Genomic DNA, 26,500 nt, shown 5'->3' with positions numbered 1-26,500 from the left:
GATTATATGCGTAAACTCGCAGTAGCTATTATGATTGCTTCGTTAGTCGGTTGTTCGATGGGACACCGCGACCCTGTTGAGGCGAAAAATGCCTTGAATGAGGCCGTGAATGAAGCCAATAGCCGCAGTCTTGCACAGTTGCCCGCTTCGGTGGAAGCTGATCTCATGCCTGAACTGGATAATGAGACTGTGGCGTCTATCAGTACTGTTAAACGTTTTAGAATCAAAGCCAATGGTGTCGGTGCAAAAGCTTTCTTTGCCAGCCTAGTGCAAGGGACGCAATATAGCGCGGCGGTGCACCCAGATGTGGAAGGTTCGATTACCGTCAACCTGACCGATGTGACGCTTGATGAAGCACTGAATGTGGTACGCGATATCTATGGTTACGATATCACTAAAGTGGGGAACGTTATTCAAGTCTATCCAGCGGGGATTCGTACCGTTACGATTCCGGTTGATTACTTACAATTCAAACGTTCGGGTCGTTCTTTAACGTCGATCTCAACGGGCACGATTACTAATACCGATACCGACTCGTCCAACTCGGATTCGGATTCTAACTCCAATTCAAACTCGTCTTCGCGTTCACGCTCAACCAATACCGCCAAAGGTGGCACTGAGATTGAAACCATCAGTGAAAGCGATTTCTGGCCTCAGTTAGAAGTGGCGGTGTCTAAGCTGATTGGGCAGGGTAAAGGGCAAAGCGTTGTAGTGACTCCTCAAGCGAGTGTGATTACCGTGCGTGGTTATCCTGATGAACTGCGTGAAGTACGCGAGTTCTTGGGCGTGTCCCAGCAACGTATGCAACGTCAGGTGATTCTCGAAGCGAAGATTCTGGAAGTGACCCTCAGCGATGGTTACCAACAAGGCATCAACTGGTCAAAAGCGTTCAGCTCAAACGGCACCAACTACACCATTGGTCAGGGCTCTATCGTTAAGGATACCAGCGGCAACATAATTACGTCTGTACTGCCTGGGTTAGATTCGATTGGTGCGTTGTTGGGCGGTCAATCTAATGTGGTGATTTCCAGCGGCAGCTTCGATGCAGTGCTGAACTTTATGTCGACTCAAGGGGATTTGAATGTACTGTCTAGCCCAAGAGTGACCGCGTCTAATAACCAAAAAGCGGTGATCAAAGTTGGTACCGACGAATACTACGTTACGGATCTTTCCAGTGTAGTGGGCAGCGGTGACAACTCTGAGCCATCACCAGAAGTTGAGCTAACGCCATTCTTCTCGGGCATTTCGCTCGATGTGACACCACAAATTGACGATCAAGGCAACGTACTGCTGCACGTTCACCCTGCGGTTATCGATGTCGACGAGCAGATCAAAGAGATCGGCTATGGTGATACTAAGATCAGCTTACCGCTCGCACGTAGCTCGATTCGTGAGTCGGATTCCGTCATTCGCGCCCAAGACGGCGACGTTGTGGTGATCGGTGGTTTGATGAAGTCGAATACCGTTGACCAAGTATCCAAAGTGCCATTCTTGGGCGATATTCCAGCGTTAGGCCACTTGTTCCGTAACACCAGTAAAATGACACAAAAGACGGAGCTCGTGATCCTATTGAAGCCAACTGTGGTTGGTGTGAATACATGGCAGAAAGAACTGGAGCGCTCGCGCGACTTGTTGCAAGAGTGGTTCCCAGAAGAGTAGGTGCCTGATGTACCTAGAACATTTTGGCTTTGAACAACTGCCTTTTACATTAACACCGAAAACCGAGTTGTTTCTCGGTTTAGGGCCGCATTATGAGGCGATCCAAACGGTGAACACCGCGTTGGAACTCGGTGAAGGCTTGATCAAAGTGACTGGCGAAGTCGGTACCGGAAAAACCATGGTTTGCCGGATGATGGTCAGACATTTTCCGCCGCATGTTCAACTGGTTTATTTACCCAATCCGGCTTTGAATGGTGATGAACTGAGAGTCGCGATTGCCGCGGAACTCGGTATTGTCGATCAGCCAATCAGTAGCTTGGTCGAGCAGATCCAGAGGCGTTTGATCGCCCTGGCGAAAGAAGGCAAACAGGTTGTAGTGTTTGTCGATGAAGCTCAGGCTCTGCCGGATGACGCGCTCGAAGCGTTACGCTTATTCGGCAACATAGAAACAGAAGATAACAAACTGCTGCATATCGTATTGATAGGACAGCCAGAATTAGACGAGCGATTGCAGCAACACCATCTGCGTCAGCTTCGTCAACGCATTACTTTTAGCGCTAGCTTGCGCCCACTGAATTTGGATGAAGCGGTGGCGTACATTGATAACCGACTCGAAAAGGCTGGTGGTCAGGCAACGCTGTTTTCGCTAACGCAAAAAAAATCCATTTGGCTGGCGAGCCAAGGAATACCAAGACTGATCAATCAAATCTGCCATAAGGCAATGGTGATCGCGTACAGCAAAGGCAGTCAACAGATAACCAATACGTATCTGTTTGACGCCGTGCACGACACCTACGACAGTCGCAAACCAAAGTTTAAAACGCCCATGCTGTGGGGATGGAATTAAATCATGAGTGCAATTAACCAAGCATTATCCGATCTGGCGAAGAAAAACGGTAGTCCGCTTACCGCGATTGAACAAGCTCAGGTCATGCCCGTTAAACAGAGAGCGGTATTACCTTGGGTTGTAGGCACACTTGGCTTGAGCTTGGCGCTGGGCGGTTGGGCAATTTCATACCAAGCACCGGTCGAGTCGCTTGAATACGCACCGATTACCACGCGCACTGAGTCCAATTTAGTGGAGAATGTGCCGTCGCCAACCGCGAAGATTGCCACACAAAGTGAGTCGATTTACCGTTCTAGCGTTCGTACAGAAGCGGATCTTCAACCACGTAGCCAAGATAGTAAGGTTCAAGCCGTACAGTCCGCGCCTATTTCTCAGCCAGCAGAGTCTAGTCCGCTAATTGCTAAAGTGACCAACACTCAACCACAACCTGTCGGCGAAGTAGTGATCGAGCACGTAGAGTTGACCTCGGCGGAATTGTCTGCCAAAGCGCAAGTGCTCGCGAAAAAAGCACTCGACAGTAACGATCTCAAAGGTGCACTGGCTCATTACAACGAAGCGCTAAAATACACGCCGCAGAATGCCAAGGTACGCAAAAAACTCTCCGCATTGTATTACGGTAAAGGCGACGTGCGCAAAGCGGTTGACCTACTGCAAAAAGGTATCAGCTTAGAGAACGACAACATTTCGCTGCGCTTGGCGTTAGCGAAGCTATTGATCAAAGAGAAACAGCAAGCTGCGGCGCTATCTGCGGTCGCCGCAATGTTGGACAACGCCAGTGTGGAGTACTTATCGTTGCGTGGCGGGCTGGCACAGAAAAATAGTCAAGACGCGATGGCGATGGAGAGCTATCAAAAGCTGGTTGAAATGGAACCGGACAGTGGTCGTTGGTGGTTGGGTTTAGGCATTCAGCAAGAACGAACGCTTGAGTTTGATAATGCCAAAGCTTCTTATCATAAAGCGTTGGAAGGCATGGGGTTATCTGGCCAGTCACACCAGTTTATCATCGACCGACTCAATCTGATTCAACAGTTAGAAGGTTCAAAAGGTGAAAGTTAAACTCCGCAAACGCCTGGGTGACTTGCTGGTTGAGGAAGGCATTGTTACTGATCTACAGGTAGATCAGGCGTTAAGCGCGCAAAAAAACAGTGGCCGAAAACTCGGTGCAACGTTGATCGATCTAGGCTTTTTGTCTGAACACCAAATGCTGACGTTTTTGTCGCAGCAGTTGGATATCCCATTGATCGACCTTAACCGCGCCAACGTTGATATTGATGCGGTGCAGGTACTGCCAGAAGTGCATGCCCGTCGGTTACGTGCGCTGGTTATTGCGAACAATAACGATACATTACGCGTCGCAATGAGCGATCCCGCGGATCTGTTCGCGCAAGAAGCTCTGCTTGGTCAGCTCTCACAGTACAAAGTTGATTTTGTTATCGCGGCTGAAAATCAGTTGGTTGATGGTTTTAACCGTTATTACCGACGCACGAAAGAGATCGCTTCGTTTGCCGAGCAACTGCAAGCGGAACACCAGGTGACCGAAGCCTTTGACTTTAACGTTGAAGACGACGATAGCCAGGAAGTCACCGTTGTAAAACTGATCAACTCGTTGTTTGAAGATGCGATTCAAGTTGGTGCTTCGGATATTCACATCGAACCCGACGCCGACGTACTGCGTCTTCGTCAGCGTATTGATGGCGTGTTGCATGAAACCTTGTTAAATGAAGTCAATGTTGCGCCTGCGTTAGTATTGCGTCTCAAGCTAATGGCGAACCTGGATATCTCAGAAAAACGCTTGCCGCAAGATGGCCGGTTTAACATCAAAGCCAAAGGTCAGTCTGTCGACATTCGTATGTCGACCATGCCGGTTCAGCACGGTGAGTCTGTGGTGATGCGTTTACTAAACCAATCTTCTGGCGTACGTAAACTCGAAGAGTCGGGGATTCCTGACCATCTGCTTGTCCGCTTACGTAAGCAGTTGAAGCGCCCGCATGGGATGATTTTGGTCACTGGGCCGACCGGTTCAGGTAAAACCACCACTTTGTACGGCGCGTTAAGTGAATTGAATGTACCGGGGAAAAAGATCATTACCGCGGAAGACCCGGTGGAATACCGTTTACCGCGTGTAAACCAAGTGCAAGTGAACCCGAAGATTGACCTTGATTTCTCAACGGTACTACGAACCTTTTTACGTCAGGACCCAGATATTATCCTGATTGGTGAAATGCGTGACCAAGAAACGGTCGAGATCGGTCTTAGAGCCGCATTAACGGGTCACTTAGTATTGACGACACTGCACACCAACGATGCGGTCGATAGTGCATTACGTATGATTGATATGGGGGCGCCGGGATATTTGGTTGCCAGCGCGGTGCGCGCTGTGGTTGCTCAGCGACTAGTACGTAAAGTGTGTCCTGATTGCAAGACCGAAGACATTCTGGATGATGGTCGTCAACAGTGGTTGGCGCAACGTTTCCCTAACCAGATTACAGCCAAGTTTTATCGCGGTCATGGATGCCAGAATTGTAATTTGACCGGTTACCGTGGCCGAATTGGTGTGTTTGAAATGCTCGAGCTAGAGCAAAAAATGATGGATATGCTGCGAGCCAACGATGCGGTAGGTTTCGCAAGAGAAGCGCGTCAAAGCCCAACCTATAAGCCGCTGCTTGCTTCCGCGATGGAACTGGCGCTGGAAGGTATCGTCAGTCTCGATGAAGTGATGGGATTGGGTGAGGGTGACGCGTCTGGCTCAGAACTCGCGATCTATATTTAAGGTTAGCTATGCCAATATATCGATACAAAGGGCGTGACATCGAAGGCACCGCGGTTTCGGGAGAGATTGACGCGTCTAACCAAGATGCGGTGGCCGAGCAGTTGATGAATAAAGGCATCATTCCGGTGCAGATTCAGCAGGGAGCGGGAAGTAGCGAGCTTGGCGCTGAGATAAAAAAACTCTTCACGCCAGCCGTGCCGTTAGAAGCCTTGGTGATGTACTGTCGTCAGTTGTATAGCTTAACCAAAGCAGGCGTGCCTTTACTGCGTTCGATGAAAGGGTTGACCGCCAACTGTTCGAATAAGCAGTTACGAGAAGCGTTGGAAGAAGTCACACTTGAACTGACCAACGGACGTAGCCTAGCTGCGTCATTGCAAATGCATCCTCGGGTGTTTAGTCCACTATTTGTCTCAATGATTAACGTTGGCGAAAACACAGGTCGACTGGATTTGGCGTTGCTGCAACTTTCCAGTTACTACGAGCAAGAGCTGGAAACACGTAAACGAATCAAGACCGCGATGCGTTACCCGACTTTTGTTATCTCGTTTATTGTCATTGCGATGTTTATTCTTAACGTCAAAGTGATACCGCAATTCGCCAGCATGTTTAGCCGCTTTGGCGTCGATTTGCCGTTGCCAACTCGTATCTTAATCGGCATGTCGGATTTTTTTGTCAGTTATTGGCATGTGATGGTTGCGGTGATGGTCAGTGCGCTATTCGCTTTTAACGCGTGGCTAAAAACTGCGGCAGGAAGAGAAAAGTGGGATAAATTTCGCTTACGTATGCCGATCGTCGGTAAATTGGTGAACCGGGCGCAGCTATCGCGTTTTTCGCGCACCTTTGCGCTGATGCTTAAAGCCGGTGTACCACTTAACCGTTCATTGGCACTGGCGGCGGAGTCGCTCGGGAATAAGTTTCTCGAAAACCGATTGATGGAAATGAAGTTGGCGATAGAGTCGGGTAGCACCATCTCATCGACGGCAACCAGCAGCGGTGTATTTACCCCGCTGGTGATCCAGATGATTTCGGTTGGTGAAGAAACGGGTCGTATTGATGAGTTACTGGCGGAAGTCGCTGACTTCTATGACCGCGAAGTGGATTATGACTTGAAAACCCTGACTGCACGTATTGAACCAATATTGTTGGTGATTGTGGCGGGTATGGTATTAGTGCTCGCGTTGGGTATCTTCTTGCCAATGTGGGGTATGCTCGATGCCATCAAAGGGTGACCTGTTCTCTAATGTCGAGCGATCCCGCTTTGTGATTTGGTTGTTGGTTATCGTGATTTTATTGCTGAGCTTTATTATCGCGTGGCAACGGGTTGAGGAAGAAGCTAGAGACAGTGCCTACTTAGTCGTGAGTAAGCGTATTATCGACCGCGCGAGTCACTATAAAGAGCAATGGTTATTGGCTAAACAGCCAAACCGTTTGACGATTGAGTCTCGTCAGCTACAGTTTTCGGACAATGGTTGGCTAATACCGCTTACTTTTGATGGCAAGGTAAGCTGCGAGTTTTGGCTGAAAGTGTTGTATCCGACAGAGCGAATTTTAGAAAGTCGTCCGATAGAAATTGTGAATAATTCTAGTGGCGATCATTATCAGTGTGATTACGACTACGGACAAAATCGACATATTGTTATAGAGTTGATAAATAAGCAGTTTTCGACACGAGTTGTATTTGTGGCGCTGTAGTTTTTTTGACATTTTACTCATAGATCTATCGTAGAATGACCGTATAATACGGCGTTCATAACAGCGAGTTACATCTTTATGCTTAGAAAACAAACTGGTTTCTCCCTTGTGGAGCTTGTCGTGGTCATTGTTGTGGTTGGCCTACTAGCAGTAGCGGCTCTTCCTCGATTTTTAGATGTCACCGATGAAGCAAAAAAAGCCAGTATTGAAGGCGTGGCTGGTGGCTTTGCTACTGGCGTATTGTCTGCCAGAGCGCAATGGGAAGCGGAAGCTCGACCTTCGGTGACGCTAAACGGTGAGAAATACAACACTGTCGACTATGACGGTGTCGATTTTTGGCTGACACGCTCTAAAGACAGCAGCGATAGCGATACTGGTTTTAGAGATGGCTATCCATACGCGTTGAATGAAGACAACACGAGTTACCCAACAAGTCTGACGGACCAAGCTTGTATCGATCTTATGGACAACTTACTGCAAAACCCGCCAAGTGTAGATACGGTGGCAAACGCAGCGAATAATAAAAATGTCAAATATTCAGCTCAAGCGAATACTGGCGCGTCGACTTGTACTTATGTGCAACAAGAAGGTGGCAGCAAACATCAGTTTGTGTATGAAATTGAAACTGGTCGTGTGACCGTAACGCTGCAGTAATCCTGCGCAACAACATAGAGAGATATAAACTATGAAACGACAAGGCGGTTTCACCCTAATCGAACTAGTGGTGGTAATTGTTATTCTAGGTATTCTTGCAGTAACAGCTGCACCTCGCTTCCTTAACCTGCAATCAGATGCACGAGAAGCCTCTCTTCAAGGTCTGAAAGGTGCAATACAAGGAGCTGCAGGTATTGTTTACGGTAAAGCTGCGATCGAAGGTAGTGAAACAGCGGTTTCTGGTTCAATTGAAAATATTGACGTAGTGTATGGTTACCCGGCTGCTTCTACTACTGGTATTGGTGCTGCCGTTGTTGGATTATCAGATACTAGTGAGTGGCAAGTATCTGGTGGTGCGAATACTGCCGGAGCTTCAATTCAATACACATTTACTGGTACAAATCCAAACTGGAATTGTGCAGTTACATACACAGCACCAAGTACTTCTGGTGCGGCGCCAACAGTAACAACTGCTACAGCAGACGACTGTTAATCTAGATAAAAAAGGCCAGCAATGCTGGCCTTTTCTACCTCTATCTATCCGAACATTCTGCTTCGAACGTAAATCCTTCTCAAAAATAGTATTAAGCTGCCACGCTTAAGCCATTCTAATTTATAATCAAATTAGCAAATTTAACTACTTAGGTTGTCTATGAAAGCTAAGTCAGCACAAGGCTTCACCTTGGTTGAACTTATTGTCGTGATTTTGTTACTGGCGATTGTCTCCATGTACGCCACGAGTCGAATGTTTGGCCGCGACAGTGTGGCTGCGATGGTGATCCAAGAGCAGGTAATCTCGGTGGTGCGCCAAGTACAAGTCAACCGCATGCAATCTAACTTACCAATCAGCGGCGCGAGCAACACCAATTTTACCCTAAGTGTTCTACCGAGTTGTGTCGGCTCACAACGAGCGTGCAGCCTGAGATCTGACGCGCGCAGTGATTGGGTCAGCTCGCAAGACGGTGTGGCTTTTTCAGTCAATACTGGTTCAGCGATCAATTTTGATTTATTGGGCAACCCAATAGGCAGTGCCGCATCGGGCGCTGTGATTACTATTGCTGCCCAAGCACAAAGTTGCCAAGTGGAAATCAATTCACAAGGTTATGTGTTCTCAGGAGGGTGCTCATGAAAATGCAGCGTGGCTTTACTCTGATTGAGAGCATTATTGTTATCGTGTTGATGGCCTTCGCGATGGTCACCATTTCCAGTTTTCTGGTGCCGCAAATTACTCGCTCCGCCAACCCGCATTATCAAGCTCGTGCGGCGGCGTTGGGACAAAGCGTGATGTCGACAATCTTGGCTCAAGGCTTCGACCAACAGAGTGATTTCACCGGTGGTGATCTTCGCTGTGGAGAAGGCGTGCCAAGTGCGGCGTCTTGTACCACGATTTTGGGTAATGAAGAGTCAGACATTGCGCTGTACAACGACGTTGATGACTACCTTGGCTGCTGGGAGCCGAAAGGGAACAACAGTTGCAAAGACCTAAACTATTTAGTCGGTGATGGTTCTGAAACCCGATACAAAAACTTTCGTTTAGATATCCAAGTGTCGTACCAAGAGGTCGATAAAGTAAAACAGATTGTTTTGACGATTTCGGCGCCGAATCAAACGCCAGTAGAGCTGCACGCCTACAAAGGAAATTACTGATGAAGATGAAAGGTTTTACCCTAGTCGAAATGGTAATTACGCTGCTGGTAGGCAGTATTTTGGTGTTGGGTATTGCAGGGTTTGTTGAGTTAGGTGCTCGCGGTTACAGCGATACGATAGAAAGACAGCGTTTACAAACTCAAGCGAAGTTTGTTTTGGAAAAAATGAGCCGCGAAATCCGTCATGCGGTACCAAATATGTTTTCTGATGATTTGATTTTAGCGGGTGCGCAAAGCTGTATTTCTTTTTATCCGATAGAGACCTCCGGCTTTTATGCTGTCTCTGGCGCGGACCTACAGTTTGTCGTTGGCAGTGAGAATAGCACACTGGCGAGTTTGCAAAACAAGTCGTTGGTGATTAACCCGACCCAAGCGAATCCAAACAATAATGTGTTCGCGTTAAATGCCGTCAAGAGTGTGAGTGATACTTACCTACTGGAGAATGTTGCTTCGAGTTTGGTCGGTGAGTCGGTATCCAATCGCCATTATATTTACGACCCCAGCGGTGAAGTCAGCTATTGCATTGTTGGTCAGCGGATTCAGCGAATCGAAGACAGAAGTCGCGTGACACCTATTTCGGATACTGGCGTAGCAGGCGATTTAACTTACCAACCTGCAAGCGTACAACGTAGTGGTGTGGTGCATATGCAATTGTCGTTTACTAATGAGCGTGATGACGAAACCACGTATTTCCAACAAGATGTGCAGGTGCTCAATGTCCCTTAAACAAAAACAAACAGGCAGTCTGTATATCGTGGTCGTCTTTGTACTGGTGGTGATGGGGTTTCTCGCAGCCAGTTTGAGCCGAATTGAGTGGTCGAACAACGACGCGCACACCAAAGATATTATCGGTTTGCAAGCCGCACTCGCTGCGCATTCAGCCAATGAGTTGGCTTTGGTGGAGTTGTATCCGCTGCGTGCCTCTTTGTCCGCAGGTTACAACATTGCCGCGAGTTGCAACGCGATCAGTAATGCGGTGACGACACTGCCTTCAAAAATTAACTGTCAAAGTGTTCGCACGTCTTGTGAAGCGAGAGGTGGAACATTGGCTGACGGAAAACAACTCTACGTGGTTCATTCTGAAGCGGTATGCGGCACCGAAGCCAATCAAATGCAACGTAGCCAAGAAGTGTGGGTTAGGGAGTAATCATGAGACAAGCAATACAAATCGCGTTTGCCTTATTGGGCTTACTGTACTCGCACCTAATCTGGGCAGCAGATTCTTGCCCTGTCGACCCGAGATACGATTTTCAAATCCTATTTACGATAGAAAACTCTCAGCGCCAAGAAACTTTGTATGGTGTCAAAGCCGTCGGAAACAAAAACGTTCCCGTACCAATTTGGACCAATGATGCAAGTGTACCTGCTCCCGGCGAACCCAGCCCGTTTGTTCGTGATCCAGGAGCGATGCAAGTAGGTAATGACTACACGATCGGTTTGTACTTTGATGCGTCCAGTTCAACGCTTGATTATTACCTTTACGCAGGGACGAACACCAAGTCGCCTTATATTTATAAAGAGGAAAATATCCCGGCCAATATGAAAGGGATTCACCCAAATAAGGTCAAAATCTCTGGTAGTGGTACCGCAACGCTTGATTGTTTGGAAGGGACAGAACCACCGCCACCTCTGCCGGATATTTGTCCGTTTTTCCCCGAAGAGTTGCAGTCAAACCGCTATTACCAATCCGGTGGTAATTGGATTATGCGTGATGGTGCGTTAAATATTACGCAAGGTTTAGTACCAGCCAGCCGAATCATTTTTGAACGTTCTAAATCCAGCGTTGGGCTCGGTTTTGTCTATTCCACGGTTTCAGGTATCCCTGATAGCGGCTGCGTGTACCCAACCTCAGGAAGTGCCGCGGAATCCTGTAAAGTTGATTCTAGTCGAGTTCTGTTCCCCGATGGTCCGCCAGACTTTGCGCGCTTTGTCGATTCTGGTTCGAACGTTTACGCGCCAGCGAGTCTGACTCCGGGTTTTTATTCTGCGGTGACGTTTTTTGATAACACCACCATCCGATTAGCATCAGGGGAATATTGGTTTAACGAGTTAAACCTCACGGCCAACAACATCCGCCTTCTGGTGGATGGCCCGGTAGTGATTAATTACAACAAGATCAACTTTGGTGTCCAGAGTGGAACGCAATCTGGTGTGTACCTCAATGCGAGTAGTAACTCCGCAGAGGATGTTAACTACAATAGTTCGAATCTAACCTTGATTGGTGCGGGCGGGGAGTCGTTTTTCTGGCCTCAGTCAAGTAAAGATATTCGCGTTAACGCCAATATTTATGTGCCGTCTCAAGTACCTGCTGGTTTTGATATCAACGACGTTGAAGACTTTCAGATGAATGGTGCAATCACTGCACCAGTGGTGAACTTCCGCGCAAAAGGTAACAGTTACATCCGCGCGGTGACTCCTGAGGGTTGTGGCACACTGCCACCTGACCCGCAAGTGGCACGAATTGAGATTAAACCGTTTAATTACCACCTAACGTGTGAAAGCTCGCCAGACAATATTGTCGAAGTGCATGTGTTTGATAGCAATAACAACTACGTGTCTGGTTATCAGCCCGCGTTACAACAGCCATCTGGTTCAAATTTGTCGATAAGCTTTCTATCAGAAGCCAATGGTATCGCCCGTTATCGAGTCATCAAAAACGATCAGTCGAGTGTGGGTGAGTACCCGCTAACAGCAAGCCTATCGGTCGGTAGCGCTAACCTGACCGATAACGATGTAATCAAATACGTACCCTACAAGTTTGAAGTGGCGGACCAATACATCACGGCGGGCGAGAAGGTAAGTTTCCCAGTTGAGGTAAAAGCGTGCAGCAGTTCAGGTCAACAGATTTTACTCGGTTATACCGGTGAACCGACAGCGTCATTTAGTTATCAACAGCCGTTGGCTCCTGAACTGGCGAGTGATTTGCAATTTAGCGCTAAGCTTAGCGATACCAACCGCAATGCAGAGATGATCTTCAAAGAGTCTGGTCATATTAAAGTGCAAATCCAAGATCAGAGCTTTGTCTGCGACCAAGACAACTGTCCGGTTGAAGGTGGTGCATTGAAAGGCGAGTTTGAGGTCTATTCTCGTCCTTGGAAGCTGGCGATTTGCGATGTGGTTCAGGCGAGCAATATCGCCAATCTTAATCCAGCGACGACATCGAGTGGGACGGGATTTATTGCTGCCGGTGAGCCGTTTAACGTGACTTATCGACCGATTGTTCATCCCGACTCTCGAGTCAATGAGAGCGATGAATGTAAATACCCACTTACAGGCAATTACTCATTGGATAAAGGTCCGATTGAACTGTCCTATTCGGTCGCCTATCCAACTTCTTCGCTAACGAGTTTGGGCGCGTTGTCTTCAGTGCCGCTCACTCCGTTTGAGACTAACAGTGAGACAAAAACCGTTGAACATAGCTGGAGCGAAGCTGGTACGTTGCAGCTACAGACCACAGCAAATTATCTGACGATGGACATTGATATCGACAGTCAGGCGATTGGTCGTTTCTATCCGGCTAAATTGGTCATGCAGCCAGTTAGCGAACAATGGCAATACGCGACAGGGCACGATGGTTTTGCCTATATGAGTCAGCCAATCACTCACGCTTTTGCTGTTGAGGCGCAAAATGTTGAAGGGAATCCAACCTTTAACTACGGCTTGTTTAGTGATGCTTTGATTGTCGATCTGCAATACACCGCGAAAGAGCAGGCTAGTGGTGACTCGTTAACCAACCGATTATTGGCCAGTGATAATTGGAATAGCGGCGTTTGGGGAGCCAGTGCCGACTGGTTAAGCGCAGACTCGGGTGGCGTGGTGAATAGTTCTCGACTGGCATTGGCAGTGAGTGATTTTAGCTTCGAAAAACAAACGGTTACTCATGCGTCAGGAAACTATACCTCACAACCTGATGGACCGTTTGACGAGAGCAACGCTTGGTTTGGCTTGAACATCGTTGACGATCCAGACGGGATTCGCTTCTTAGTGGAAACTGATAACGCAGGAGTGCCAACTCAATCATTTGAACTAGAAGACGTCTTCCCAGAACAACCTGATTTTCGCTATGGTCGTATGCGTCTGCAAGACAGCGGTACGACGACCGGGGTAAACGGCCTCAAGATTCCACTCAAAATAGAATACTGGGATAACAACCGATTTGTGACCAACACCGCTGACAGTAACAGTGACTTTGATGGGGCTGACTACTGTCAGCAAGTGATTTGGCCGGATTCTCTCACTAGCTCTGCCGCCACGCTGCAAGGTCAAGGCTCAGTGACTAATGGTCAATCAAATAACTTAACCGTTGACCATAACGGGACGGAGCGTGAACAGGTACGTATCTGGGCACGAATCAATCCTCTTGCTCCTGTGGCGCTCAGTGGTGAAAACCCAATTAGCTGTGGCAGTGACGGGAATATCCCCGAACGGTCATGGTTGAGGTACAATTGGCGCAATAACGGTGATGAAGATCCACCCGCGGTGATCACCTTTGGTATTTTCCGTGGCAATGACAAAGTGATCTTTCGCGGCGAACCCGGATTAATCGGACTCTAAATTTTGTGTTTTTTTTACGCTAAGTAAGGAATCTGTTAGAAATTGCGGGTTTCAGCCCATGTTTAGGTACCAATGCCTTGCTGTAGCGGCAAGGCATTGGTACATTTAGTGCAATTTTCTATCTTCTAATTCTTTCAGGACGAGCGAAGAATATGTTCAAAAAACTTCGTGGCATATTTTCAAATGACCTATCTATCGATTTAGGTACTGCCAACACTCTTATCTACGTTAAAGGACAGGGTATTGTTCTAGACGAGCCTTCAGTTGTCGCTATTCGTCAAGACCGCAAAGGCGCGGGTAAAAGCGTTGCCGCTGTTGGTCACGCAGCGAAACAAATGCTAGGTCGTACTCCTGGTAACATCTCAGCTATCCGTCCGATGAAAGATGGTGTGATTGCTGACTTCTACGTAACAGAAAAAATGCTGCAGCACTTCATCAAGCAAGTGCATGACAACAGCGTACTAAAACCAAGCCCACGCGTACTTGTATGTGTTCCTTGTGGTTCTACACAAGTTGAGCGCCGCGCAATTCGTGAATCAGCACTGGGTGCTGGTGCGCGTGAAGTGTACTTAATTGACGAGCCAATGGCGGCGGCAATCGGTGCAGGCCTACGCGTATCTGAGCCTACAGGTTCTATGGTGGTCGATATCGGTGGTGGTACAACGGAAGTTGCGGTTATCTCGCTAAACGGCGTGGTTTACTCTTCTTCTGTACGTATCGGCGGTGACCGTTTTGATGAAGCGATCATCAACTACGTACGTCGTAACTACGGCAGCTTAATCGGTGAAGCAACCGCAGAGAAGATCAAACACGAGATTGGTTCAGCTTATCCTGGTGATGAAGTAGAAGAGATCGAAGTGCGTGGTCGTAACCTTGCAGAAGGTGTGCCGCGCAGCTTTAGCCTAAACTCAAACGAAATCCTAGAAGCGCTTCAAGAGCCGCTAACGGGTATCGTATCTGCAGTGATGGTTGCACTAGAACAGTGTCCGCCAGAGCTAGCGTCAGACATTTCTGAAAACGGTATGGTATTGACTGGTGGTGGTGCACTACTGAAAGACCTAGACCGTCTACTAACCGAAGAAACGGGCATTCCAGTGGTTATCGCTGAAGACCCACTAACGTGTGTGGCTCGTGGTGGCGGTAAAGCTCTAGAAATGATCGACATGCACGGTGGCGATCTATTTAGCGAAGAATAAATCGTATCGCCTTAGCTTGGCTAAGGTATCAAGATAAGGAACTCATATTCAATGAAGCCTATTTTTGGCCGAGGACCTTCACTTCAGTTACGTCTGTTTTTTGCCGTTATTCTATCAGCCAGCCTCATGCTGGCTGATAGTCGTTTAGGCGCATTTGCCGAAGTGCGTTACATACTCAACAGTATCGTAGCGCCCATTCAGTATCTGGCTGACGTGCCTCGTGTCGTATTTGATGATGCTTACGAGCGTTTTAACGTGCGTAAAAGCTACATGGAAAGCAACTACACGTTAAAAAGAGAGATCCTACGCCTGAAGAATGATCTGCTGTTGCTCGACCAATACCGTGAAGAAAACCAAAGACTCCGTAAGCTTTTAGGTTCTTCGTTTGTCCGTGATGAACGCAAAATCGTCACCGAAGTGATGGCAGTAGATACCTCGCCATATCGTCATCAAGTTGTGATCGATAAAGGCCAGATCGACGGAGTTTACGTAGGTCAACCTGTCGCAAACGAGAAAGGGATTGTTGGTCAAGTGACGTTTGTCTCGGCTCACAATAGCCGCGTATTGCTGCTTACCGATAGCTTAAGCGCGATTCCGGTACAGGTGATCCGCAATGACATTCGTGTGATTGCTTCGGGCAGTGGCGATATGGAACACATCAACTTAGATCACATTCCTATCAGCCTTGATATTCAGGAAGGGGATTTATTGGTCACCTCTGGATTAGGCGGTGTATACCCTGAAGGTTACCCAGTGGCTCACGTTTCAGAAGTCGACCGTGACAACGCACGTGAATTTGCCCAAATCGAAGCTGATCCGGTGGTGGACTTTGAAAGACTTCGTTACCTGCTACTGATTTGGCCAAATGACGCAAGACAGGAAAAAATTCAGCAAGTGATCCCAGCACAACAAGAGGAACTCACCAATGGCGAATAGCATCTTTAAAGGACGCTTAGTGGTTATGTGTTCTTTCTTGATAGCACTAACGTTGCAGACGATTCCTTGGCCGGGCACGCTCGATTTACTCCGTCCTTCTTGGTTATTATTGGTTACTTGTTATTGGGTTTTGGCGTTGCCACATCGCGTTAACGTAGGTACGGCACTGATCCTTGGCTTGCTTTGGGATTTACTACTCGGATCTACACTAGGGATTCGCGGTATGATGTTGTCTATCGTCATTTACCTTGTTGCACTAAACTTTCTGGTAATTCGTAACATGGCGCTTTGGCAGCAAGCCATCCTTATCGCCTTAATGTCAGTGATCTTGGATCTGCTGATCTTCTGCGGTGAGTACCTGATTCAGGACATCTCCTTTAATCCAGTCACCCTATGGAGTGGCGTGATTAACTTTATTCTCTGGCCTTGGATGTTCTTATTGATGCGCCGAGTCAGACGCAGCTGGCATGTGAGGTAAACATGAGCAAAGCGTTAGTTTTAGCCTCGTCGTCACCGCGACGTAAAGAGTTGCTGTCACAATTGGGTTACGAGTTCACGGTACTCGCTACTCACGTTGAAGAGCGTCGTGAAGCGCATGAAAGTGCGGCTGAGTATGTTGCGAGGTTATCGCAAGACAAAGCGTTAGCAGCGCTAGAGATGAAGCCAGAATCAGTCGTGCTCGGTTCGGATACGGTTGTGATGTGTGATGAGCAAGTGCTCGAAAAGCCGCTAGACTTTGCCCATGCGAAGCAAATGTTGCAGATGCTATCGGGTAAAGAGCACCAGGTAATGACGGCCGTTACCGTTGCAGATAAACAGAATCAACAGACCGTCGTAGTATCGACGAGTGTATGGTTTAAAACCTTGTCAGACAATGAAATAGAACAATATTGGCAGTCAGGTGAACCGTGCGACAAAGCTGGTAGTTATGGTATTCAAGGATTAGGTGGACGTTTTGTAACCCGCATTGAAGGCAGTTATCACGCCGTTGTAGGGCTTCCATTATTTGAAACTGACCAGCTGCTGCATAAGTTTTTATAATTTTAACTTTGAGGTGCGCTCATGAGTGCAGAGTTGCTGATCAATGTCACCCCGAGTGAGACTCGGGTCGCCATGATTGAAGGGGGGACCCTACAAGAAATCCATGTAGAACGTGAATCAAAACGAGGTATCGTCGGAAACATTTACAAAGGTAAAGTGAGCCGCGTACTTCCGGGAATGCAGGCCGCATTTGTCGACATTGGCCTTGAAAAAGCCGCGTTCTTGCATGCTTCTGATATTGTCCCTCACACAGAATGTGTTGCTGAAAATGAAAAGCAGCAATTCCAAGTGCGTGATATTTCTGAATTGGTTCGCCAAGGTCAGGATATCGTTGTGCAAGTGGTCAAAGACCCGCTTGGTACCAAAGGCGCGCGTCTGACTACCGATATTACCTTACCTTCCCGTTATCTGGTGTTTATGCCGGGGGCGAGTCACGTGGGCGTTTCCCAACGCATCGAAAGCGAAGAAGAACGTAACCGTTTGAAGAAAGTCGTCGGTCACTACTGTGACGAAGACGGCGGCTTTATCATTCGTACTGCCGCTGAAGGAGCTGTCGACAAAGAGCTTTCACAAGATGCTGCGTTCCTTAAGCGTTTATGGTCGAAGGTGATGGAGCGCCGCGTTAAGTACAAAACGCGCTCTACGCTCTACGGTGAACTTGGCCTTTCTCAGCGCATCCTACGTGATTTTGTCGGTACGGAACTGACGAAAATTCTGGTCGATTCACGTCAGGAATTTGAGAACTTAAAAGAGTTCACTTCTGAGTATGTGCCTGAGCTGACCGATAAGCTTGAGCTGCACGAAGGTGACAAGCCTATCTTCGATATGTACGACACCGAAAATGAGATTCAGCGTTCGCTAGAGCGTAAGGTGGAACTCAAATCCGGTGGCTATTTGATCATCGACCAAACCGAAGCGATGACCACGGTGGATATCAATACAGGTGCGTTTGTTGGACGACGTAACCTCGAAGAGACCATCTTCAACACTAACATCGAAGCGACTCAAGCGATCGCCCGCCAACTGCGTCTGCGCAATCTGGGCGGTATCATCATTATCGACTTCATTGATATGTTGTCTGATGAGCACCGTCAGCGAGTACTTACCTCGCTAGAGTCGGCGTTATCGAAAGATCGAGTGAAGACCAACATCAACGGCTTTACTCAGTTGGGGCTGGTGGAGATGACGCGCAAACGTACTCGAGAAAGTATTGAACATGTGCTGTGTTCTACCTGTCCAACTTGTGAAGGACGCGGTAGCGTGAAAACGGTCGAGACGGTGTGCTACGAAATCTTACGTGAGATCACCCGTGTTAACCGCGCGTACGATGCAGATAAGTTTGTTGTGTACGCGTCTCCAGCGGTGGCCGATACCCTGCAAGGCGAAGAGTCCCATGCTCTTGCAGAACTGGAAGTGTTTATTGGTAAACAAGTTAAGATTCAGGCAGAACCTCTCTATATCCAAGAGCAGTTTGATGTCGTAATGATGTAAGGTCGTATGTGAGCTCTAGAGCAACATTATTCACAAGGTTTGTTTTATGGTTAGCCGTTACGGTGATGGTCTTATTGGCCATCGTTGTCACGGCGTTACGTATTGCTCTACCTCAGTTAAATCATTTCCAGCCAGAGATAAAGCAGTGGGTGAGTGACAGAGCCGGGTTTGAACTCGAAATCGAGGACATCCACGGCTTTTGGCGCAATCTTCACCCATCTATCTCCCTGCAAGGTATCCAAATCCACACGCCGTCGAGCAGTGGCATCACCTTAAGTGCCGACCGTGTTGAAGTCGAATTGGATCTAATCCAATCTCTGCTTGAACTGCAGCCAGTTGTCGCCGAATCGAGTCTTTACAAGTTAAATCTCGATATGACCTCGGTAAAACTGGTCAAAAACCAGCAAGATCAACCTGTACTGGAGCCGGAAGGTTCACAGCGAAAAGTGATCGAGCAATTAGACAACTTGCTGTTGAGGCAGCTTGATGACTTCTCGCTGATTGATTCAACCGTCCATTTGCAGAGTGTGGATGGCTCCGCGATTCAGGTTGACGTAGATAAGCTGCGTTGGATAAATAAAGGCGACCGTCACCTTATCGATGGTGAAGTTGGCCTTGCAACCAGCAATATCAACTCTGTGCTGGTCAAAGCCGATTTTATTGACCACGGCTCGTTGAAAGATGTCAGTGGTGAACTCTACGCATCGGTGCAAAATGTTCGGGTGACGCCTTGGCTGACGGATTACCTCAAACAAGAGACTGGTATTGAGAAAGGCTTAATCAGCTTTAATAGCTGGTTAACGATTGAACGCTCAAAGCCAGTAAGTGCTTACTTAGAAATCGAGTCTTCAGAGCTTGTTTGGCAAGAAGGTCATCGCCACGAACTGTTTGTTGAGTCTGGTATCTTTGAGTTGCAGCCGAAAAACAACGGTTGGCAAGTCAATGCTCACTCACTTGAGCTAAGAACCGACGACACCCCTTGGCCTGAGTTGGACATGGTGTTCGAGTGGCAACCGACACAATGGCGACTCAACGCGTCGCAACTAGATTTGAGTACGGTAACGCCTTTAATCAAGCTTGCTCCACAATCAGCGCAAACGACCGAGTTACTGGAAACTCTCAAACTTGGTGGTCTTGTTGAAGATATCCGAGTATCAATGGGAGCAGACCTGGATAGCTTGCGCTACTCTGCCGAGTTAACCAGTGGTTCGATGGCACAATGGGAATTATTGCCAGAGTTGCATCACTTGTCGGCGAAAGTATCCGGTAACTGGTCTCAGGCCAACGCGCATGTGTCGCTAATTGACGACATTCTACCGTATGGTGAGGTTTTCCAAGCGCCATTGCGGATTCGTCAGGGAATGGTGGATATTGTCTGGCAACAAGATGAGTCGGGTTGGCGTTTATGGGCGGACAAAGTCACCGCAGCAACGCCAGATCTGCAAGTGCTCGGTGCCTTCCGACTTGATTTCCCTAAAGAGAAAAGTCCATTCCTCTCTTTTTATGCCGAAGCCGACCTCTACAATGGCGGTGAAGTATGGCGCTACTTGCCGACATTGGCGCTAGGGCGAGACTTAACCGATTATCTGTCTACCGCGATTCAAGGCGGCAAAGTCAATACGGCTAAATTGCTCTGGTACGGTGAGCTGGGTGATTTCCCTTATAAAGACAACAACGGCATGTTCCAAGCTTGGGTTGGCCTTAAAGACGCGAAGTTCAGCTTTGATACCGCTTGGCCTCCGATCACCGATTTACAGCTAGACTTATTGTTCCAGAATGATGCCATGTACCTCGACTCTCGCAGTGCCAAACTGCAAGACGTCACCGCAACTCGCATTGTCGGGCGCATTCCGGAGTTAGCCCCCGGCGGCCATATAGAAATTGAAGCCAGCGCATTTGCCCAAGGTAACTCGGTACGCGATTACATGACAGCAACCCCATTGGTCGATTCTGTTGGTGCTGCGCTGACCGCGGTGCAAGTCACCGGTCCGGTAACCTCCAGCTTCCAACTCAACGTTCCATTTACCTCTGAGCAAGACGTTAGAGCGTGGGGCTATGCTGACCTAAAAGACAACCAAGTTGAGATCAATACACCACCAATGGTTTTGGAGTCGGTCTCCGGACGAATTGAGTTCGATAACGATGTGGTCAAAGCGGCAGGAATCAATGCGCAGCTTCTGACTCAGCCGGTGGCGATCGACTTTGCTGGTGAGAATGCCAGCCAAGGTTACGCGGTTGGTATTGATGTTGTGGGGGATTGGGATATCAAGCCCGTCGCGCCATACGTGGGTGAAAACTGGGTCAAACCTTTGCATGGACACGCGCCTTGGCGAATGGACGTTGATATCCAGCTAAACGATGTCGGCTTTACTTACCAGATTGATACCAGTGCGGATCTAAGAATGGTGCGCAGCGACTATCCATACCCGCTTAATAAAGCGGTCAAGCAAGCGGGCAAAGCGCGACTTCAGGCATCGGGTAACCAAGAAAGTATCTCCGCTCGTTTGCAATTGCCAAACGCCAAATATCAAACCGAAATTGATATCCGCCCAGACATTCCCGTTTTGCGTGCCACCAACCTTGTGCTGGGTAAAGGTAGCTTTAAGGTCAGCCCAGTGGTCGGGCATCACGCCTCAGTGAGAACCGATAAGTTTAACCTCGACCAGTGGCTCGATTTTATTGGCGAGCACAAACCGAGTAGTGCCAAAGGCAATTCGACATCGAAAATGCCGGAGATTCCGATGCCTCAGCGCGTAGCGATGAACGTTAAGGAATTGAAACTTGCAGGTATCGATTGGAACGACGTCGTGTTCTCGGCTAAGGAAAAAGACCTAAGCTGGTATATGAAACTGTCGAGCCAAGAAGCCAAAGGTGAAGCGACCTACATTGCGCCGTATGACCTGACAGTCGCATTGGAGCGTTTACACGTATTCGTGCCTGCTTTGGACGAAGAATACAAAGATTCGACCTTGTTTGATATCGAAGACGAAGAGCAGCCGTTGATCACCGAGTTTGACCGCACTCTGCATCAGCAAATCCCTAATCTTACTCTGACGATCGATGACTTCTGGTTCCAAGGCTATAAAGTTGGGAAAGCGAGCCTTGACCTGCAACGCAAGGGTGACCGAGTTGAGTGGAAGAAGCTCTCGTTCGAAAGCGGCACCAATAATGTCGAGATGGGCGGTTACTGGCAGCTAAACCAAACCCAAAATCACACCCGCTTAAAGGTGTCGATGAAAGGGGAAAACAACAGTGATTTGATGGAGCGTTTTGGCATTTCATCCGGCATTCAGAAAGCGCCGTTTGACCTAGATACCAACCTCGAATGGGATGGCGCTCCGTGGGCGATCAAAGTCAGCACGCTGCAAGGCAATGTGTCGACTACGCTTGGTAAAGGGATGATTTCTGATGTCAGTGGTGCGGCTCGATTGCTCGGCCTATTCAGTCTGGACTCGATCATTCGTAAGATGCAGCTCGATTTTACCGACGTGTTTGACGACGGTATGGCGTTTAACTCGATTACCGGCAGCGGCGAAATCAAAAATGGCATCTTCTTAACCAATGATATTAAGATGGATGCGGTAGCTGGTGAGATGACCATTCGTGGTTTGGCTAACTTAAACAACGAAACGGTCGACGCAGAAGTGAATTTTGTGCCAGATATTACCTCCGGTATCCCTGTGCTGACCGCGTTTGCGGTAACACCTCAAACCGCCTTGTACGTATTGGCGATCACGACGGTGATTTCACCAGTAGTGGAAGTCTTTACCCAAGTGAATTACGAAGTCAAAGGACCGCTTGAAGCGCCGGAAGTTAAAGAGCTATCGCGCAGCAAAGGCGAATTTGAGTTACCGAAAGAATTAAGGAAAATCGTAGATTAAGGAACAGACTCATGGATAGAGTTGGATTGATTCAAATGACATCCGGACCTGTGGTGGCGGATAATCTAGCGTTTATTGCACGTCAAGTTGAGTCATTAGCGCAAGCGGGCGCGCAGCTGATTGTCACGCCGGAAAACTGCATCGTCTTTGGCAGTCGAGCGGACTATCATCAAATGGCGCAGCCACTTGGTGAAGGTGAAGTCCAATCTCAGCTTGCGGAGCTGGCGAAGCGTCACTCTGTGTGGCTGGTTGTCGGCAGTATGCCGATTCGTCGCGACACTGGCGTTACGACGACCTCTTTACTGTTCGACCCGCAAGGGCAGTGCGTCGCGCACTACGATAAGCTGCATATGTTTGATGTCGATGTCGACGACGAACATAGTCGCTACCGCGAGTCAGAAACCTTTACCCCAGGGGCAAAAATCGTTTCAGTGGAGACGCCACTGGCGCATTTGGGGCTGACAATCTGTTATGATGTTCGTTTCCCGCAGCTATACAGTGAGCTGGCTCAGCGCGGAGCTAACGTCATTTTAGTTCCGGCAGCATTCACCGCTGTTACCGGGAAAGCGCATTGGGAAACCTTGCTAAGAGCAAGAGCGATAGAAAGCCAAACATGGGTTATCGCGGTTAACCAGTGCGGCACTCATCCTTGTGGACGAGAAACGTGGGGACACTCGATGGTGGTATCACCTTGGGGTAAAGTCGTCGCCAGTCTAGAGAATGAGCCACAGAATTTGGTGGTCGATATCGACCTCAATCAAGTTCAAGAGTTAAGGAAAACCATGCCTGTTCTTGAGCACACCAGATTCAACAATCAGTTAAAAGTTTAAGAGCGAAGTATGACAATTAATCATGTAGAAGATGCGTTGCTAACCTCGGCAGGGCTGACACAGCAAGATGTTGCCGACACCCTAGCAAGCATGGCAACACGTCAGATCGACTATGCCGATATCTATTTCCAGTCAAGCTGGCACGAATCTCTAGTGCTTGAAGACAGCATCATCAAAGATGGCTCTTTTAACATTGATTGCGGTGTTGGTGTCCGAGCGGTAACGGGTGAAAAGACAGGTTTTGCTTACTCAGACCAAATCCAGCTTGATGGACTGAAACAAAGTGCTATCGCAGCGCGCGGTATCGCACAGCAAGGTCAGAATGGCAAAGTCCAAGCGTTTCAACGTAGCGATAACCAACACATCTACGGCGCGGTTAACCCGCTAGAGTGCTGGGAAAAAGAGCAGAAAACTAAGCTATTGAAAGAGTTGGACGCTTACATTCGTACCAAAGAACCTCTGATTAAAGAAGTATCAATCAGCCTGAGCGGTGTGCACGAACAGATGTTGGTCGCGGCGACGGACGGCACTTACGCTGGCGATATTCGCCCACTGGTTCGTTTGTCGATCAGTGTACTGGCTCAACGTGGTGAGCGCCGTGAACGCGGCAGCGCAGGGGGCGGTGGTCGCTTTGGTTACGACTTCTTTATTTCAGAACAACAAGGTAGCCAAGTCGCGTACCAGTTCGCGGACGAAGCAATCCGTATGGCGCTGGTTAACCTAGAAGCAGAAGCGGCGCCCGCTGGCGCTATGCCTGTCGTTTTGGGCTCTGGCTGGCCGGGCGTGCTGCTGCACGAAGCGGTAGGTCACGGCTTAGAAGGTGACTTCAACCGTAAAGAGTCGTCGGTATTTAGCGGCAAAATCGGTCAACAGGTGACGTCTGAACTGTGTACCATCGTTGATGACGGCACGTTGAAAGACTTGCGTGGTTCACTTAACGTTGACGATGAAGGCGTGAAAGGGCAATACAACACGTTGATTGAAAACGGGGTGTTGAAAGGCTACATGCAAGACAAGCTTAATGCTCGTTTGATGGGCGTGGCACCGACGGGTAACGGGCGTCGTGAGTCGTATGCGCATCTACCTATGCCACGTATGACCAACACCTACATGCTACCGGGTCAGCACACACCAGAAGAGATCATCTCAACCGTGAAGAAAGGTCTCTACGCGCCAAACTTTGGTGGTGGTCAGGTTGATATCACCTCTGGTAAGTTCGTATTCTCGGCTTCTGAAGCGTATTTGATTGAAGACGGTAAGATCACTCGACCAGTGAAAGGCGCAACTTTGATCGGTTCGGGCATCGAAGCGATGCAGCAAGTGTCTATGGTGGGTAACGACCTGAGCATCGACCGTGGTGTCGGTGTGTGTGGTAAAGCGGGGCAAAGCGTGCCTGTAGGTGTCGGTCAGCCGACGCTGAAACTCGACTCCCTGACTGTGGGCGGCACTGAGTAACTATCACCTACAACCACCAATAAAAAAGCTGCGATTATCGCAGCTTTTTTTGTGTATTGATTTTTGAGCAATGAACCGAGGATCAGATTCCGTCACGTTCGATTGGACAGCTCATACAGCGTGCGCCACCGCGACCGCGACCCAGTTCGTTACCTGGAATGGTCAGTACTTCAATGCCTGCTTTGTCGTATTTTTCGTTGGTGTAAACGTTACGCTCGTAACCAATCACTACACCCGGTTTAACCGTCAATACGTTGTTAGCGTCGTTCCACTGCTCACGCTCTGCTTCATAGCTGTCACCGCCAGTAGTAATGATCTTCAAGTAATCCAGTCCTAACGCTTCTTCAATCGCGTGGATGTAGCTCGGCACTTGCTCAACTTTAATGTCGCCATCATCTTTGGCACTTAAGCGCCAAGTGTTGAGATCTTTACGCATGATCTCTGGGTATACCGAGAAAGTATCGATATCCATATGCGTCATAACCGTATCCAAGTGCATGCACGAACGATGCTTAGGCAGATCAATCGCGATCACTTCTTTCGCTTGGCCGTGTTTGAACAGGTTCGCGGCCAAGTTTTCGACGCCTTGTGCGGTGGTACGTTCAGACATACCGATCAACACAGAACCTTTACCGATAACCAAAACGTCACCGCCTTCAATGTTGGCATTATCGTAGTGAAGGTCCTCATCACCAAAGTATTTAATGAAGTCCTGACCAGCAAACACTGGGTGCCAGCGGTAAATCGCTTTAAGGTGGTTTGTCTCGCGTTGGCGCGCAGGTTTCATCATTGGGTTGAGCGATACACCGCCGTATACCCAGCACGAAGTATCACGTGTGAACAGGTGGTTTGGAAGTGGTTCAATAACGAAATCAAGCGGACGATGCATTTTCGGTAGCATCGAAGAGGTAGAGATAGGTAGCTCAGAATAGGCAAGGCCACCAAGTAGGATAGTCGCAAGGTGCTCGTTATCCATCTCTGCTAAGTAAAAGCGTAAGTCACGCGCAAAGATAGGGCCGTAACGGAAATCGGAAATCTGAGTGTTAAGTAGCCACTCTTTCGCTTCACGTACTTCCAGCGTTTCTACCAATAGGTCATGCAGCAGTAGCACTTCGACGCCTTGCTCAGTCAGAGTCTGGGCAAATTTGTCGTGCTCTTCGCCTGCGGCTTCTACCGCCAATACGTCATCGAATAGTAGTTCGTGGCAGTTTGATGGGGTTAAGTGTGTCAGCGCGCGCTCCGGGCGGTTTAACAACACTCGTCTTAACTGGCCAACTTCAGAGCCTACGTACAGCTTACTCATTTTGTATCCTTACAAATAACTATTGAGCGTATTTATGACAAGGATGTTATTAAGATGCAAGCGGACATAATGGATGTAAATTCTTACTTATGGCTCATGTTTAGTTATATATACTAATATTCTAATGTTACGTGTTGAGGTTTTACTATTTTGTATTTTTAACCGCTTTGGTGAGAGAGTGCGTTGCTATTCGATAACTAGTCGTAACAGGTTTGCGGTTACATCGAACTTTTACTACATAGCTATGCATAAGCTATCTTGATAGCTGCGATAAAGTGGCTTTTTATGCATTTTAACCTTATCTAGAGATATGCAGAGTAAAATAATAAAAACGCATACATTAGCGGCAAATTACCGTCGATAGCTCGGCAGATAATTCTGAATGCGGCAAATGATAAAAAAATGTTAACTTTCTCGTCTTGTGAACTCGATCAGATTAATTTGAGTGCGGATCTGCCAATAAAGATCCGGATCTTCAGTGATTCTGGGTGGCATTTTGCCTAGATACATGCGATAGTCCGGTGCGTAAAATTATGATCAATATA

22 protein-coding genes are annotated in these 26,500 nt (G+C 48.2%); 21 read left to right on the top strand and 1 reads right to left on the bottom strand.

Annotated features, from left to right (window positions below):
* The first annotated feature begins 6 nt into the window (after nucleotides 1–6).
* The 21 genes from mshL (at nucleotide 7) to tldD (ending at nucleotide 24,652) form a co-directional block, all read left to right on the top strand.
* The gene (mshL, locus tag AKJ31_RS18875; RefSeq protein WP_053410622.1) at nucleotides 7–1,659 is read left to right on the top strand and encodes a pilus (MSHA type) biogenesis protein MshL; all 1,653 of its coding nucleotides are present in this window, start codon (nucleotides 7–9) and stop codon (nucleotides 1,657–1,659) included.
* 7 nt (nucleotides 1,660–1,666) lie between these two features.
* Nucleotides 1,667–2,506: an ExeA family protein gene (locus AKJ31_RS18870; protein ID WP_053410621.1), complete on the top strand. Its 840-nt coding sequence runs from the start codon at nucleotides 1,667–1,669 to the stop codon at nucleotides 2,504–2,506.
* A 3-nt stretch (nucleotides 2,507–2,509) separates the two neighbouring features.
* The gene (locus AKJ31_RS18865; protein ID WP_053410620.1) at nucleotides 2,510–3,562 is read left to right on the top strand and encodes a tetratricopeptide repeat protein; all 1,053 of its coding nucleotides are present in this window, start codon (nucleotides 2,510–2,512) and stop codon (nucleotides 3,560–3,562) included.
* Nucleotides 3,552–5,276, top strand: a complete 1,725-nt coding sequence (gene mshE / locus AKJ31_RS18860; RefSeq protein ID WP_053410619.1) for an MSHA fimbrial ATPase MshE — start codon at nucleotides 3,552–3,554, stop codon at nucleotides 5,274–5,276. Before AKJ31_RS18865 ends, mshE begins: the two co-directional genes overlap by 11 nt.
* Nucleotides 5,277–5,284: 8 nt before the next feature.
* Nucleotides 5,285–6,505: a type II secretion system F family protein gene (locus AKJ31_RS18855; RefSeq protein ID WP_053410618.1), complete on the top strand. Its 1,221-nt coding sequence runs from the start codon at nucleotides 5,285–5,287 to the stop codon at nucleotides 6,503–6,505.
* Entirely contained in the window at nucleotides 6,489–6,968 is a 480-nt protein-coding gene (locus AKJ31_RS18850; protein WP_053410617.1) for a hypothetical protein, read from the top strand. The genes AKJ31_RS18855 and AKJ31_RS18850 overlap by 17 nt, the downstream gene beginning before the upstream one ends.
* 78 nt (nucleotides 6,969–7,046) lie before the next feature.
* Nucleotides 7,047–7,622 carry a prepilin-type N-terminal cleavage/methylation domain-containing protein gene (locus tag AKJ31_RS18845; protein ID WP_053410616.1) on the top strand — a complete coding sequence of 192 codons (576 nt, stop codon included), beginning with the start codon at nucleotides 7,047–7,049 and terminating at the stop codon, nucleotides 7,620–7,622.
* A gap of 31 nt (nucleotides 7,623–7,653) precedes the next feature.
* Nucleotides 7,654–8,115 carry a type II secretion system protein gene (locus AKJ31_RS18840; protein WP_053410615.1) on the top strand — a complete coding sequence of 154 codons (462 nt, stop codon included), beginning with the start codon at nucleotides 7,654–7,656 and terminating at the stop codon, nucleotides 8,113–8,115.
* A gap of 159 nt (nucleotides 8,116–8,274) precedes the next feature.
* Nucleotides 8,275–8,751 (top strand): type II secretion system protein, encoded by a 477-nt coding sequence (locus AKJ31_RS18835; protein ID WP_053410614.1) that lies wholly within the window; start codon nucleotides 8,275–8,277, stop codon nucleotides 8,749–8,751.
* Nucleotides 8,748–9,269: a type IV pilus modification PilV family protein gene (locus AKJ31_RS18830; protein ID WP_053410613.1), complete on the top strand. Its 522-nt coding sequence runs from the start codon at nucleotides 8,748–8,750 to the stop codon at nucleotides 9,267–9,269. The genes AKJ31_RS18835 and AKJ31_RS18830 overlap by 4 nt, the downstream gene beginning before the upstream one ends.
* Nucleotides 9,269–9,994, top strand: coding sequence for a PilW family protein (locus tag AKJ31_RS18825; RefSeq protein WP_053410612.1), 726 nt, complete (start codon nucleotides 9,269–9,271; stop codon nucleotides 9,992–9,994). The genes AKJ31_RS18830 and AKJ31_RS18825 overlap by 1 nt, the downstream gene beginning before the upstream one ends.
* Nucleotides 9,984–10,415, top strand: a complete 432-nt coding sequence (locus AKJ31_RS18820) for a hypothetical protein (RefSeq protein WP_053410611.1) — start codon at nucleotides 9,984–9,986, stop codon at nucleotides 10,413–10,415. The genes AKJ31_RS18825 and AKJ31_RS18820 overlap by 11 nt, the downstream gene beginning before the upstream one ends.
* A gap of 2 nt (nucleotides 10,416–10,417) precedes the next feature.
* A complete protein-coding gene (locus AKJ31_RS18815) occupies nucleotides 10,418–13,822 on the top strand; it encodes a DUF6701 domain-containing protein (protein ID WP_053410610.1) in 3,405 nt (1,134 codons plus the stop codon).
* Between the two features lie 152 nt (nucleotides 13,823–13,974).
* Nucleotides 13,975–15,018 (top strand): rod shape-determining protein, encoded by a 1,044-nt coding sequence (locus tag AKJ31_RS18810; RefSeq protein WP_053410609.1) that lies wholly within the window; start codon nucleotides 13,975–13,977, stop codon nucleotides 15,016–15,018.
* 51 nt (nucleotides 15,019–15,069) lie between these two features.
* Nucleotides 15,070–15,954, top strand: coding sequence for a rod shape-determining protein MreC (gene mreC / locus AKJ31_RS18805; protein WP_053410608.1), 885 nt, complete (start codon nucleotides 15,070–15,072; stop codon nucleotides 15,952–15,954).
* Nucleotides 15,944–16,432: a rod shape-determining protein MreD gene (gene mreD, locus AKJ31_RS18800; RefSeq protein ID WP_053410607.1), complete on the top strand. Its 489-nt coding sequence runs from the start codon at nucleotides 15,944–15,946 to the stop codon at nucleotides 16,430–16,432. The genes mreC and mreD overlap by 11 nt, the downstream gene beginning before the upstream one ends.
* A 2-nt stretch (nucleotides 16,433–16,434) precedes the next feature.
* Nucleotides 16,435–16,995 (top strand): Maf family protein, encoded by a 561-nt coding sequence (locus tag AKJ31_RS18795; protein WP_053410606.1) that lies wholly within the window; start codon nucleotides 16,435–16,437, stop codon nucleotides 16,993–16,995.
* 21 nt (nucleotides 16,996–17,016) lie between these two features.
* Nucleotides 17,017–18,486: a ribonuclease G gene (gene rng / locus AKJ31_RS18790; protein WP_053410605.1), complete on the top strand. Its 1,470-nt coding sequence runs from the start codon at nucleotides 17,017–17,019 to the stop codon at nucleotides 18,484–18,486.
* An 8-nt stretch (nucleotides 18,487–18,494) separates the two neighbouring features.
* Nucleotides 18,495–22,367 (top strand): YhdP family protein, encoded by a 3,873-nt coding sequence (locus AKJ31_RS18785; protein ID WP_072161399.1) that lies wholly within the window; start codon nucleotides 18,495–18,497, stop codon nucleotides 22,365–22,367.
* Between the two features lie 11 nt (nucleotides 22,368–22,378).
* A complete protein-coding gene (locus AKJ31_RS18780; protein WP_053410603.1) occupies nucleotides 22,379–23,197 on the top strand; it encodes a carbon-nitrogen hydrolase family protein in 819 nt (272 codons plus the stop codon).
* A gap of 9 nt (nucleotides 23,198–23,206) precedes the next feature.
* Complete coding sequence (gene tldD / locus AKJ31_RS18775; protein ID WP_053410602.1) at nucleotides 23,207–24,652, top strand: metalloprotease TldD; 1,446 nt, start codon at nucleotides 23,207–23,209, stop codon at nucleotides 24,650–24,652.
* An 82-nt stretch (nucleotides 24,653–24,734) separates the two neighbouring features.
* Here the strand turns inward: tldD and arcA are convergent, their stop codons facing one another.
* Nucleotides 24,735–25,955: an arginine deiminase gene (gene arcA, locus AKJ31_RS18770; protein WP_053410601.1), complete on the bottom strand. Its 1,221-nt coding sequence runs from the start codon at nucleotides 25,953–25,955 to the stop codon at nucleotides 24,735–24,737.
* Nucleotides 25,956–26,500: the final 545 nt, after the last annotated feature.

The sequence above is a fragment of the Vibrio hepatarius genome, assembly GCF_001274785.1.
In the GTDB taxonomy this organism is placed as follows: Bacteria; Pseudomonadota; Gammaproteobacteria; order Enterobacterales; family Vibrionaceae; genus Vibrio; species Vibrio hepatarius.
Note: the sequence above shows the minus strand (reverse complement) of the source record. Positions and strands in the feature narration are given on the sequence as shown.

Bases quoted from the DNA above. Each gene is read 5' to 3' on its own strand.
- AKJ31_RS18825 (WP_053410612.1), top strand. From the start codon at position 9,269: ATGAAGATGAAAGGTTTTACCCTAGTCGAAATGGTAATTACGCTGCTG.
- arcA (WP_053410601.1), bottom strand. From the start codon at position 25,955: ATGAGTAAGCTGTACGTAGGCTCTGAAGTTGGCCAGTTAAGACGAGTG.
- rng (WP_053410605.1), top strand. From the start codon at position 17,017: ATGAGTGCAGAGTTGCTGATCAATGTCACCCCGAGTGAGACTCGGGTC.
- AKJ31_RS18820 (WP_053410611.1), top strand. From the start codon at position 9,984: ATGTCCCTTAAACAAAAACAAACAGGCAGTCTGTATATCGTGGTCGTC.
- AKJ31_RS18810 (WP_053410609.1), top strand. From the start codon at position 13,975: ATGTTCAAAAAACTTCGTGGCATATTTTCAAATGACCTATCTATCGAT.
- AKJ31_RS18855 (WP_053410618.1), top strand. From the start codon at position 5,285: ATGCCAATATATCGATACAAAGGGCGTGACATCGAAGGCACCGCGGTT.
- AKJ31_RS18835 (WP_053410614.1), top strand. From the start codon at position 8,275: ATGAAAGCTAAGTCAGCACAAGGCTTCACCTTGGTTGAACTTATTGTC.
- tldD (WP_053410602.1), top strand. From the start codon at position 23,207: ATGACAATTAATCATGTAGAAGATGCGTTGCTAACCTCGGCAGGGCTG.
- AKJ31_RS18830 (WP_053410613.1), top strand. From the start codon at position 8,748: ATGAAAATGCAGCGTGGCTTTACTCTGATTGAGAGCATTATTGTTATC.
- AKJ31_RS18780 (WP_053410603.1), top strand. From the start codon at position 22,379: ATGGATAGAGTTGGATTGATTCAAATGACATCCGGACCTGTGGTGGCG.
- AKJ31_RS18840 (WP_053410615.1), top strand. From the start codon at position 7,654: ATGAAACGACAAGGCGGTTTCACCCTAATCGAACTAGTGGTGGTAATT.
- AKJ31_RS18850 (WP_053410617.1), top strand. From the start codon at position 6,489: ATGCCATCAAAGGGTGACCTGTTCTCTAATGTCGAGCGATCCCGCTTT.
- AKJ31_RS18870 (WP_053410621.1), top strand. From the start codon at position 1,667: ATGTACCTAGAACATTTTGGCTTTGAACAACTGCCTTTTACATTAACA.
- AKJ31_RS18865 (WP_053410620.1), top strand. From the start codon at position 2,510: ATGAGTGCAATTAACCAAGCATTATCCGATCTGGCGAAGAAAAACGGT.
- AKJ31_RS18795 (WP_053410606.1), top strand. From the start codon at position 16,435: ATGAGCAAAGCGTTAGTTTTAGCCTCGTCGTCACCGCGACGTAAAGAG.
- AKJ31_RS18845 (WP_053410616.1), top strand. From the start codon at position 7,047: ATGCTTAGAAAACAAACTGGTTTCTCCCTTGTGGAGCTTGTCGTGGTC.
- AKJ31_RS18815 (WP_053410610.1), top strand. From the start codon at position 10,418: ATGAGACAAGCAATACAAATCGCGTTTGCCTTATTGGGCTTACTGTAC.
- mreD (WP_053410607.1), top strand. From the start codon at position 15,944: ATGGCGAATAGCATCTTTAAAGGACGCTTAGTGGTTATGTGTTCTTTC.
- mshL (WP_053410622.1), top strand. From the start codon at position 7: ATGCGTAAACTCGCAGTAGCTATTATGATTGCTTCGTTAGTCGGTTGT.
- mreC (WP_053410608.1), top strand. From the start codon at position 15,070: ATGAAGCCTATTTTTGGCCGAGGACCTTCACTTCAGTTACGTCTGTTT.